Origin of the sequence: Methanolobus vulcani, from assembly GCF_900100715.1 — an archaeon.
In the GTDB taxonomy this organism is placed as follows: Archaea; Halobacteriota; Methanosarcinia; order Methanosarcinales; family Methanosarcinaceae; genus Methanolobus; species Methanolobus vulcani.
On record NZ_FNCA01000011.1, the window covers coordinates 90,045 to 101,079 of the forward strand.

The window sequence follows — 11,035 nt, forward strand, 5'->3', positions numbered from 1 at the left end:
GATCAATTGAGATCTTTTCTCTGTGCTTCTGCAATATAGACTATGCTTTCGCATATATTGCATGCGTGATCTCCTATTCTTTCAATGTAGCGGAGCACGAAAAGAAGGTGTGATGCGTTTGTAATTATGCTTTCATCTGCTACCATCATTTCTATGAGCTCTTTTTCAATGGAATAGAACGCCCTGTCTATCTCATCATCTTTTTTCGCAGTAGCTTCAGCAAGTTTTGCATCATTTGTTTCAAAAGCTATCATTGTCTGTTCAAGCATTTCACTGGCAACTTCTGCCATTTTAGGGATATCTACAAGTGGTTTGACATGATTTCCTTCCATTCTTTCTGCAATCTCTGCAATATTCACTGCCAAGTCACTCATTCTCTCAATATCGATTGCTATTTTTAGACAAGAGGTAACGAATCTCATATCTCCTGCAGTAGGGCTTTGAAGTGCAATTATTTGGGAAATTGATCTTTCAATTTTCATTTCATAATCATCAATTGGCTGGTCTCCTTCTATTACACTTTTTGCCAGCTCTTTATCAAGCTCTTTCAGAGCTTTTATTGAGTTGTCAATGGCTTCATGCGCCAACGTTCCCATTTCTTTCACATCACTTCTCAAACTATCAAGACTTTCATGGTATTTTGTACGTGTCATTAATCCACCCTGATTTTGTTATATAGATCTCTTTTATCATGATTTTATATATTTGTTATATATGTTGATTGCTTTTGCATCATATGATTTCTTTTCATATCTTATTATTATGCTAATATATTATTGTATTATTATATTATTTACTATATACTATGTGGTATGTAGTCTTATTTAGTTTCCTTTTTTATGAATCTTTCAGATAATTCTGATATCTCTAATTAACAAAAAATGAAGACCCAAGCATTTTTTGTATAAGCTTTGAATCTGTAATTTTGGCTATATGGGTTTATTTTTAGTCATCAATTGAGATTGACTCTCTGGCCAGTGGCCACATAAACAATACTCTCACAAATGTTGCATGCATGATCTCCAAACCTTTCAAGGTATCGGAGTACCAGTAAAAGATGTGATGCATTGGTGATGAGAGCTTTATCTTCTATCATCGCTTCAATAAGCCTGTTTTGGGTTCCGTAGAATAACTTATCGACTTCTTCGTCCTTCAGGGCTGTAGATGCTGCCAGTTCGTGGTCAAGTGTTTCAAAGGCTTTGATTGTCTGATTTAGCATCTCATCACATATTTCAGCCATCTTCAGAATATTGTCCAGGTGCTCTTCATGTTTTTTTTCCATGCATTTAGCAACGTTGGCAATATCTACTGCCAGGTCACTCATTCTCTCCAGGTCAATAGCTATCTTGAAGCAGGAAATGATCAGCCTCATATCTCCTGCTGTTGGGTTCTGGCGCGCTATCAATTGTGTGGTACATTTTTCAACTTTTAGTTCATAGTTGTCAATTATCTCATCACCTTGATATATAATATCTGCCAGTTCTGCATCCTGGGTTTTGAGTACCTGAATAGCCCCGAGTATTGCTTCACTGGATAACTCACCCATTTCAATAATGTATCCTTTAAGCGTCCCCATATTTTGCTGAAATAAGTCCCTTGTCATTTAGCCTCACCCGAATCTGCCAGTGATATAATCTTCAGTTTCCTTTTTCTGTGGATTCTCAAATATTTGATTAGTTTTTCCAAATTCAATGAGGTCCCCAAGCAGGAAAAATGCTGTATAGTCTGATATTCTGGCAGCCTGTTGCATATTATGTGTTACAATGACAATCGTATAATCCTTTTTTAGTTCTAATATGAGATCTTCTATCTTACTTGTGGATATAGGGTCCAGTGCACTGCAAGGTTCATCAAAGAGTATCACTTCTGGTTTTACTGCAAGTGTTCTTGCGATACACAGTCTTTGCTGCTGACCACCACTAAGGTCGAGAGCCGAGGCATCAAGTCGGTCTGCTATTTCTTCCCAGAGTGCCCCTGACTTGAGTGCATTCTCAACTATTGATGGCATCTCTTTTTTGCTCATGCCATGGATCTTGGGTCCATAGGATATATTATCAAATATTGACATTGGGAATGGATTTGGTTTCTGGAAAACCATTCCTACTTTCTTTCTAAGATCAACAACGTCTGTTTCTCTGGAGTATATGTCTTCTCCACTAACGTTGACGTGTCCTTCTATCCTACAACTTGGAATGAGGTCATTCATCCTGTTAAGGCATCTGAGGAAAGTGGATTTACCACATCCTGAAGGCCCAATGAAGGCGGTGACGCTGTTCTTAGGGATATCGATTGATATGTCATGGAGTGCATGGTTATCTCCATACCAGAGGTTAAGGTTCTTCACCTCAATTTCGGTACCGTTTTCGTAAGTTTCTGGCATATGTTATCCTCTTGATTTTGTGTAAAATTGTAGGGATTTCATCATCTTTTAAGTTTCTTTCTATAGTGAGATCTGATCGTAACTGCGATAACATTTACAAACAATACCAGCAGGAGTAGTATTAATGCTGTACCATATTGTATGGGCCTTGTTTGGGAGATATTTGTTCCTGCAGTGGCAAGTACATAAAGATGATATGGAAGTGCCATGAACTGTGAAAATATGGTACTTGGAAGCCTTGGATAAAAATAAGCCGCACCAGTAAGCAGAATCGGTGCAGTTTCTCCTGCAACTCGTCCAACTCCCAATATTGCACCGGTCACAACTCCCGGAATTGCAGCAGGAAGGACAACTTTTCTGATAGTCTCCCATTTCGTGACACCTAGTGCGAGTGAGGCTTCTCTGTACTCTTTTGGAACAGTCAGAAGAGCCTCCTGACTTGCTCTTATGATAATCGGAAGTATCAATAATGCAAGTGTTAAGGATGCAGAAAGAATCGAGTCGCCAAAACCAAAATATTTGACAAATATTGCAAGACCAAATAGTCCGAATACAACGGACGGTGTACCCGCAAGGTTATTTATTGCCATCTCGATCATCCATGTTGTTTTTCCGGGCTGGGCATATTCTGTTAGGTAAATAGCAGCCAGTATTCCTAGCGGGAGGGCAACGATCATCGAACCCATTATCAAATAGGTTGTTCCTACGATTGCAGGGAAAATTCCTCCCTGTGTCATTCCTTTTCTTGGAGCACTGGTAATAAATTCAATACTCAGGATACCATACCCGTTGGATATGATGTCATACAGGATTATTACGACAAAAGCAATAACCATGGCCATTGCAACTTTCAATAGTGCAAAGGCTATTTTTTCATTAAGTTTTGCATTGGAGAACATGGTTATCACAGACTGAATCTATATCTCCTTTTTATGTAATTTGCAATTATATTAATTATAAAAGTAGTAATGAAAAGTACAGAACCGATTGCAAAAAGTGCATGGAAGTGGTCGCTTCCCTGTGGGACTTCTCCCATTTCTAAGGCTATTGTGGCTGTCATGGTTCTTACTGATTCAAAAAGGCCGGAAGGGAATCCAGGTATTATCGCTGAATTTCCTGAAACCATCATGACAGTCATTGTCTCGCCAATAGCTCTTCCAATTCCAAGCATAACCGCTGCTGAAATTCCCGAAAGGGCTGCCGGGACTGTGACTTTATAGATGGTTTGCCATTCTGTAGAACCAAGCGCAAGCGATCCTTCTTTTATGCTTCTTGGTACTGAGCTTATAGCATCTTCTGATATTGATATGATTGTGGGAAGTGCCATTATTCCAAGCATAATGGAACCTGTGAGTGCTGTCTGTCCTGTAGGCAGACTCAGGGTTTTCTGAACGATGGGCACAAGTATCACAAGGCCAAAAAATCCATATACTACAGATGGAATGCCTGCAAGTATCTCTGTAACTGGTTTCAGGACATTTGCTATTTTAGGATCGGCAATTTCTGATATATAAATAGCTGATGCGATACCTAAGGGAACTGAGAATAATATTGACCCGACAGTTACTACAAATGATCCCAGAAGTAGTGGTAAAAGTCCGTATTGGGGTTTAGTGGCTGTGGGTAGCCATTTTGTATCGGTTAAAAAACTGCTAACCGGATAATTTTCAAATAGGAGTGCTCCTTCCCTAAATAAAAATATACAAAGAAGGAAAAGGGCTATCACTGCCGTCGCACCGGCTGCAAAAAGCAGTGACTCTATGCCCTTTTCTTTTATATTTCTGTTCAACATCTGTCCTCTAAAGCGTGGTTATTTTTAGTTAATTGGGAAATATCCGGATTCAGAAACAATTGCCTGTCCTGTGGAACTGAACACATAGTCTATGTATTCTTTTGCAAGTCCTGTTGGTTCTCCATTGGTGTAGTAATAGAGTTGTCTTGCAAGTGGGTATGTTCCGCTCTTAATGTTCTCAGGGGTAGCTTCTATAAATCCATCTCCTGCATTAACTGAAACTGCTTTTACGTTTTCATCAAGGTATGCATAACCTATGTATCCGATTGCCTGCGGGTTACCTGCTACGCTTTCCTTTACAAGTCCATTGTCTGAAAGTGCAAGTGCGTTTTCTGAATAGCTTTCTTCACCGAGTACGGATTCTTTGAAATATTCATATGTTCCAGAGGAACTGTCACGGCCTACAACACTGATCTCTGAATCTGCTCCTCCGACATCTGCCCAGTTTGTTATGGTTCCATTGAAGATACCTCTGAGCTGATCAAAGGTGAGTTCTGTGACTGTGTTCTCCGGGTTAACCACAACAGCTATTCCGTCCCATGCAATTGCATGTTCTACTGGATTGACGTTGTTAGCATTTGCGTTTTCAATCTCGGATTGTTTGATCTCTCTTGAAGCCTGAGCAATGTCAGTGGTGCCGTCAATAAGTGCAGCAATTCCTACTCCTGATCCTCCGCCTTTTACGGTGAGAATTGCATCTGGGTAGGTATTCATGAATTCTTCAGCTTCGAGTGTGGAAAGTGGTAATACGGTAGTTGATCCAGTGATGCTGAGTTCTCCTGAAACTGTGTTTTCAGTAGTTCCTGCATCTGCAGGTGATGTTTGTTCTGTTGTGGTAGTACCTCCGTTATCAACACATCCAATTCCAATGAATGCAGTTGCAATAATTACCATCACAACAGAAAAAATTGTAATGTTTTTAAATAGTTTTCTGGATATCATATATTGGTTCACCATTCTATTTTTAATACTGTTTTTTTAATACTGTTTTAACTTGTCAGTGAACCATTACAAAATCAATACATAAGGGTTATGTAAGTACAATATATACTCCTATATTCCCAGTACTCTTGTATATTGTCTATATAGGTACTATTTAGCTATATAGTCATACAATATTTTATTTCTCTCTGTCTATCATAAAAAGCATATACTTCTATAGGAATATAGGATTCTATGCCTGATATTCTTATCAAGAACACCAAAGTCTTCGTCAATAATTATCTTCAACCTGCAGAGGTGCTTATTGAGAATGGAAAGATATCCCGTATTGCAAAAGAGATAGATGTTCAGCGTCTGAACCAGATTATTGATGCCAGGGGTTCACTTACTCTTCCTGCCGGAATTGATGTTCATGTCCATTTCCGTGACCCTGGTTTGATTGAAAAAGAAGACTGGTATACAGGATCCTGCTCCGCAGCAGCAGGTGGTATAACTACTGTGATCGATCATCCAAATACAATTCCTCCGACTATTGATAAGAAGACATTTAAGAACAAACTTAAGATCGCAAACCGCAATTCTATAGTTGATTTCGGACTTTATGGTGGGGTAACAGGGAATATTGGAAAACTTCCTGAACTATGGAAGAGTGGTGCCACTGCCTTTGGTGAGATCTTCATGGCTGAATCGACTGGTGCTCTTAATATTGATGAAAAATGCCTTGATGAAGCACTAGCTGTGCTAAAACAACTTGATGCGTTACCATGTATTCATGCGGAAGATGACAAGATCAGGCTGGAATGCGAGGCTTTCCTTAAGAATGACTATGCACCGGATTCTCACTCCCGCGCACGTCCAAATTATTGTGAGGCACTTGCCGTTGAGAAGGCTATCAAACTGATACGAAAGAACGGTGTAAAGGCACATTTCTGTCATATAAGTGCCATGGAATCTGTGGGACTTCTGCGCAAGGAACGCTATCTTGATTCTAAAGATGGTATTGCACCTACAATTACAAGTGAAGCTGCGCCTCATCATCTGTTCCTTTCGACCAAAGACTGGGATCGTCTTGGTTCATTTGGTCGAATGAATCCACCTCTAAGGGATCGTAGAAGTGTAAAGATGCTGCTGAACTCCTTGAATGATGGTACTATTGATGTAGTTGCATCGGATCACGCACCACATACTGAAGCTGAAAAAGATGTCGATATCAAGAGTGCACCTTCCGGGGTTCCTGGCGTTGAAACTTTGATCCCATTGATGCTAGTTGCAGTTAAAAGAAATCTTCTGCCCTTGGGGCGCATGATCGATGTGACAAGTAAGAATCCTGCAAGGATATTCGGACTGAACCGTTTCTCAAAAGGAGTATTTGCTGAAGGCTATGATGCTGATATCATTATAGTTGATCATTCCAAGGTCAGTGAGATCAAGGGCGATGATCTTCATAGTAAGGCAGGATGGACCCCCTATGAAGGTATGGATGGTATTTTCCCGGAATATACTATTGCCCGTGGTGAACTTGTATGGGATGGTGACATTATTGCACCAAGAGGCCGGGGAAATTTCCTTCCGGGTAGAGGTTTCACGTCAGATGACTCTGAATAGATATGTTCATAATTTAGAATGTGTGTTCACAATACCATAACATTTTAAATATATAATCACCTATTGTGTACATATGGTGGTGTGATGAAAACCAAATTCCCCATTCATACTACGTTAAGCGCAGACGCTATTAAGGTTCTTGAGCGATACGAAAAAGAACTTGGTGCAAAGAATGTTGTACTTGAAAAGGCACTGCTTAATCTTGATTCTACTCGTTTCAAGGCCAAGCTTGATACTCAGAATATCGACCGTATCATCAAGAGAGTCACAACTGGAATTCCAGGATTGGATGATTTTCTGGAGGGTGGATTCCCTAAAGGGTTCGCTGTCGTTGTGACCGGTCCTCCAGGTACTGGCAAGACTACTTTTTCAATGCAGTATCTCATAGAGGGTGTAAAGAATGGTGAACGATGTATCTTTTTCTCATTTGAGGAGAGGGCGCAACAATTAGTCCAACATTTTGCAAGATTTGGGTGGGATGTCGGTAAGTTCATTGATGATGGTTATCTTGAAATATTCGGAATCTCCATGTTGACATCAGAGGAAATGATGGAGATAATAGATTCACACAAGCCAGAAAGGGTTGTTTTTGACTCTATGAATGTTCTTACGGCACCAAGTGATTTCCGCACTTCAACTTCATGGCGCGGACTTCATCGTTTGCTAAAGAAGAACCTGACCACTGCTATTCTTGTAACTGAGAAATCCCATGGAATAGAAGTAAAAGAGTATGATGATTTTGATTTCCTGGGTGATGGTGTTGTTTTCCTTGATTTCATTCAGACAAATGATATTGATACAACTCCTATGCCTGTGATGGCAGTTCAGAAGATGAGGGCAACACGTGTGGACCACACGCCTCAGCCATTCAGGTTCACGAACAATGGTATCGCCAAATACAGGGCTCTCAACATTCCTTCAAAGGTTCTGCAGGATAGAATTGAAAAGCGCAGAGCTGAAAGACTTGGAATGTCAATAGACGAAGTATGATATTAAACTGGCAACAATTGTTGTCAGATATATAGCTTTATAGCTACCAGCGCCACCAATGCTGATAAAGGCGCTACCTGTTCTCTCTTTATTGAATGTAAGTACTGAGATTATGTTTCCTGTTAGTATTCCGCCAACGCCTGCTATGAATGTGACAGATGCGGCATTTTCCGGAGAGACTATCAACGAGAATGGTAATGCGATAAGGCCAATGTAATCTGGTATTATTAGTCCTATTCCACCTATCATTTCTGAAAGAAGGCTAACTGCAACAACAACAATAAGCATAATTTCCAGTGCTGTGTTGTTTGGCTGGGTCAGCAAGAGGTAAACTGTTGCAAGTGCAGGAATAATTGCTCCGCCGAGGTTTGCTGTTATTCTTGTGGTAAAAACCCTGTCTTTGCCAATGTTCAGTTCTTTTACAACCGGGACTGAATATATATCTTCAAGGATTGGTGCATATCTGAATAATTGTTCTGGTTTTTTGGTTCGTGTGTTGATCAATGGTATTTCAACAATTGAACCAAGAATCATGGCAAAAAGGATGATCATTAGTGCAAGGGAACTTATTGTTCCAAGTGCAAGGTGTCCTTTATAACAAAGGGCTGCTGTGGGGAGCAGAATCAATACAAAAGCTGCGTATGTCCTAATCTCGGAAATGTTAGTATATCCTCTCATCTGTCCTCCGATAGTTATTAGGGTTTGAGAGCTTTAATATTTTTGGTGAGATATACTATTCGTATATCTCAAAATGTTGGTAATTTAATAGTAATCAAGCTGTGATTGGAGCAATTCCTGTCTTTTCTTTTCCAGGTAGCTGTAAACGCTTCCGTGATTCGCTCCTTCAATTAGCATCTCAATTGCGGTTCTAGCTATCTGATTTTGTTCGGGAGTGCCGATCACACTAACTGTCTTTCCATAGACTGACATTTTCACGCCTATCAACCTTTCAGTTATCTCACGGGTCTTGCCGCCTTTCCCTATAATTCTTCCTTTAAGGCGCAACAGTTCTTTTTGGGTTCCTGTGTGTTTTGAGAGATCAATGACTTCAAGCATCAGCATGTCATCATCAAACATTGTGAATGTCTTGTCCGGATTAAATCCTCTTGCAATTGCATTGATAACATCTTCTGCCTTCATGGCTCCGACTGCGTCATCTCCTGGTATGATCTCTACAGTTCCTTCTTCACTGTCAATGTCCAGACTTGCTGTTGATTTCTCTTCTATTATCTGTTTGACGCGGCCCTTTGGTCCTATTATTGCGCCAACTCTGTCTTTAGGAACTTTGATGTGTGTCATAATTGTCTACCTTTGTAAGTTATAGGTCATTTTCTTCGTTTTTCGCTTCTTTGTTCCTGATCAATTTGTACAGTTCGTGTGGATCTGCGCTAATGCTATATTTTTTGAAATAGCGTGTTATATTCTCAATGTCTCTTATCAGGAATTCTATTGATCGGGGATGCTCCCGGGTTACGGACTGACCCATATCTATGAATACGGGCTCTTCAGTTTCGGGGATTATGAGTATGTTATACTCGCTTAGGTCTCCATGAACAAGGTTTGCTTCGTTGTACAGGAGATCAATGTAATTGATGATCGTGTCGAATGCTTCCTTTGCGGTTTCTTTTTCCATCCTGTAATCTTTTAGTTGGGGGTATGGTATTCCGTCTTCTCCCATAAATTCCATCACAAGGATGTTTCGCTCTGCCACAAAGGGTTCAGGCACTTTAAGGCCTGCTTCTTTTGCACGTACAAGGTTTCTTTGTTCTTTTTTTGTCCATGCAAATATTATGTCACGTTTTGAATGCCTCACGTTTCTAAAACGTGGGTCTCCGAGGATGTAGTCCTCCATTGAATTGAAGGTGCTTGAAGATATTCTGTATATCTTCACAGCTATGTCTTTTTCCGTATCTTCAGCAAGGAATACGTTTGCCTCTTTTCCTGTGCTGATGGATCCTCCAATGGCTTCTATTATTCCTTTATTAGATAATGTATAAAGGGTCTTTAAGGTTGGTTCGTCAAAGACATTCTCTTTTACTTTTAGAGTATCAGTATCTTTGCGTTTCATCCTTAGTTTGTCGACTCTGGTGTCAATACGTTTAACTTTGCTTGTAACTTCTTTTTTCATGTTCTGCTTATCCTTTCAGGTATCCCTTGCGTTCAAGCCAGTTTACCTGTGGACGTGTATATTTCCATATTACGTCTGCTTTCTCGTTCTGGAAGTCCCAGGGGACTGCAATTACAATATCTCCTTCCCGTATCCATGTTTTCTTTTTCATTGATCCGGGAATTCTGCCCATCCTCACGACGCCATCCATACATCTGAGCTTTACGTGATTTGCTCCTAGCATGTTTTCTACGGTGGCTAGAATTTCGTTGTTTTCCTTGCGCGGGGTGCGAACTCTTGTGACTTCGCCTGTGTCTGGAACATTGTTTCTTTTCTTGTACTGCAAGCTTATCCCTCTTGCATTTTTTGGGTGAGTACTGCTATGTCACTTATATTGTTAAAGCTTGCGTAGCTTTGCTTTTGTTTATGTTTTTGTTCTTTTTTATTGTATTATCATCAATCTGCATATTTGTATTGCAGTCAAATTAATTAAATACGTTAGGTTTATATAGTATGAATGGTATGTATGAATTCCCTCCAAGGTAGCTTGGAAGGGTCATGAACACTTTTCTGTCAATTAGGCAGTGTGTATTATGGCGATGCCACAAACTCCATATAGGATGAAATCATAAATATGAAATCCGAGTGGAAATATGAGCATTCTGATATGCTCCAAAGGGCCATCCTTTGGCTTCGAACCCAGCGTTCGAAAGCCTTATATACAATGGTGACCTTTGAAGGAGTCCGCGCAAATCGCGCGAAAACACTTACAATCACCGCCTTACAAGTGGAGACAGAAGTTTTTTCTGTCTGACGTTGGATTTGGCAGTTCGGTTAATTCTGACCGGTAGTGTATAACTACAAACAATTAAGGAATTAACCAAACTTATGTGCAAATAGGAAATATTCTCTCAAAGAGAGTTCTTTCCGACTGATTCCTAAATGACTTCCAAATATTTTGTGTGTGATCAACAACAATTCTGGTTGATCCTGCCAGAGGTCACTGCTATCAGTATTCGATTAAGCCATGCGAGTCAAATGTTCTTCGTGAACATGGCGTACTGCTCAGTAACACGTGGATAATCTGCCCTAAGGTCAGGTATAACTCCGGGAAACTGGTGATAATCCCTGATAAATCATAGATACTGGAATGTTCTGTGATTCAAAGCTCCGGTGCCTTAGGATGAATCTGCGGTCTATCAGGTAGTAGTGGGTGTAG

12 protein-coding genes and 1 rRNA gene are annotated in these 11,035 nt (G+C 40.2%); 3 read left to right on the plus strand and 10 right to left on the minus strand.

The genetic code is table 11. The features are described from left to right. Positions 1-2 precede the first annotated feature (2 nt). The 6 genes from phoU (BLP52_RS13085) to BLP52_RS13110 all read right to left on the minus strand — a co-directional run bounded on the left by phoU (BLP52_RS13085) (position 3) and on the right by BLP52_RS13110 (position 5,066). A complete protein-coding gene (gene phoU / locus BLP52_RS13085; RefSeq protein ID WP_091710933.1) occupies positions 3-653 on the minus strand; it encodes a phosphate signaling complex protein PhoU in 651 nt (216 codons plus the stop codon). A gap of 299 nt (positions 654-952) precedes the next feature. After that, positions 953-1,603, minus strand: coding sequence for a phosphate signaling complex protein PhoU (phoU, locus tag BLP52_RS13090; RefSeq protein WP_091710934.1), 651 nt, complete (start codon positions 1,601-1,603; stop codon positions 953-955). 6 nt (positions 1,604-1,609) lie between these two features. Continuing rightward, entirely contained in the window at positions 1,610-2,380 is a 771-nt protein-coding gene (pstB, locus tag BLP52_RS13095) for a phosphate ABC transporter ATP-binding protein PstB (protein WP_091710935.1), read from the minus strand. A 41-nt stretch (positions 2,381-2,421) separates the two neighbouring features. Beyond that, positions 2,422-3,279, minus strand: a complete 858-nt coding sequence (gene pstA, locus BLP52_RS13100) for a phosphate ABC transporter permease PstA (RefSeq protein WP_091710936.1) — start codon at positions 3,277-3,279, stop codon at positions 2,422-2,424. A gap of 5 nt (positions 3,280-3,284) precedes the next feature. Continuing rightward, positions 3,285-4,172: a phosphate ABC transporter permease subunit PstC gene (gene pstC / locus BLP52_RS13105; protein WP_091710937.1), complete on the minus strand. Its 888-nt coding sequence runs from the start codon at positions 4,170-4,172 to the stop codon at positions 3,285-3,287. 24 nt (positions 4,173-4,196) lie between these two features. After that, positions 4,197-5,066 carry a PstS family phosphate ABC transporter substrate-binding protein gene (locus BLP52_RS13110; protein ID WP_238380839.1) on the minus strand — a complete coding sequence of 290 codons (870 nt, stop codon included), beginning with the start codon at positions 5,064-5,066 and terminating at the stop codon, positions 4,197-4,199. Positions 5,067-5,348: 282 nt separating this feature from the next. Between BLP52_RS13110 and BLP52_RS13115 the strand changes: the two genes are divergently transcribed. Next, positions 5,349-6,719: a dihydroorotase gene (locus tag BLP52_RS13115; protein WP_091710939.1), complete on the plus strand. Its 1,371-nt coding sequence runs from the start codon at positions 5,349-5,351 to the stop codon at positions 6,717-6,719. 84 nt (positions 6,720-6,803) lie between these two features. Continuing rightward, positions 6,804-7,709 carry an RAD55 family ATPase gene (locus BLP52_RS13120; RefSeq protein ID WP_091710940.1) on the plus strand — a complete coding sequence of 302 codons (906 nt, stop codon included), beginning with the start codon at positions 6,804-6,806 and terminating at the stop codon, positions 7,707-7,709. Here BLP52_RS13120 and BLP52_RS13125 read toward each other — a convergent pair. The 4 genes from BLP52_RS13125 to eif1A all read right to left on the minus strand — a co-directional run bounded on the left by BLP52_RS13125 (position 7,692) and on the right by eif1A (position 10,162). After that, on the minus strand, positions 7,692-8,387 hold the full coding sequence (locus tag BLP52_RS13125) for a DUF1614 domain-containing protein (protein WP_091710941.1): 696 nt from the start codon (positions 8,385-8,387) through the stop codon (positions 7,692-7,694). The genes BLP52_RS13120 and BLP52_RS13125 overlap by 18 nt on opposite strands. A gap of 84 nt (positions 8,388-8,471) precedes the next feature. Beyond that, complete coding sequence (locus tag BLP52_RS13130) at positions 8,472-9,008, minus strand: KH domain-containing protein (protein ID WP_202905794.1); 537 nt, start codon at positions 9,006-9,008, stop codon at positions 8,472-8,474. 19 nt (positions 9,009-9,027) lie between these two features. Continuing rightward, on the minus strand, positions 9,028-9,837 hold the full coding sequence (locus tag BLP52_RS13135; RefSeq protein ID WP_091710943.1) for a serine protein kinase RIO: 810 nt from the start codon (positions 9,835-9,837) through the stop codon (positions 9,028-9,030). A 7-nt stretch (positions 9,838-9,844) separates the two neighbouring features. Beyond that, positions 9,845-10,162, minus strand: coding sequence for a translation initiation factor eIF-1A (gene eif1A / locus BLP52_RS13140; RefSeq protein ID WP_091710944.1), 318 nt, complete (start codon positions 10,160-10,162; stop codon positions 9,845-9,847). Between the two features lie 631 nt (positions 10,163-10,793). On the opposite strand from eif1A, the gene BLP52_RS13150 reads away from it, so the two are divergent. Beyond that, positions 10,794-11,035, plus strand: a 16S ribosomal RNA gene (locus BLP52_RS13150); the annotation flags it as partial.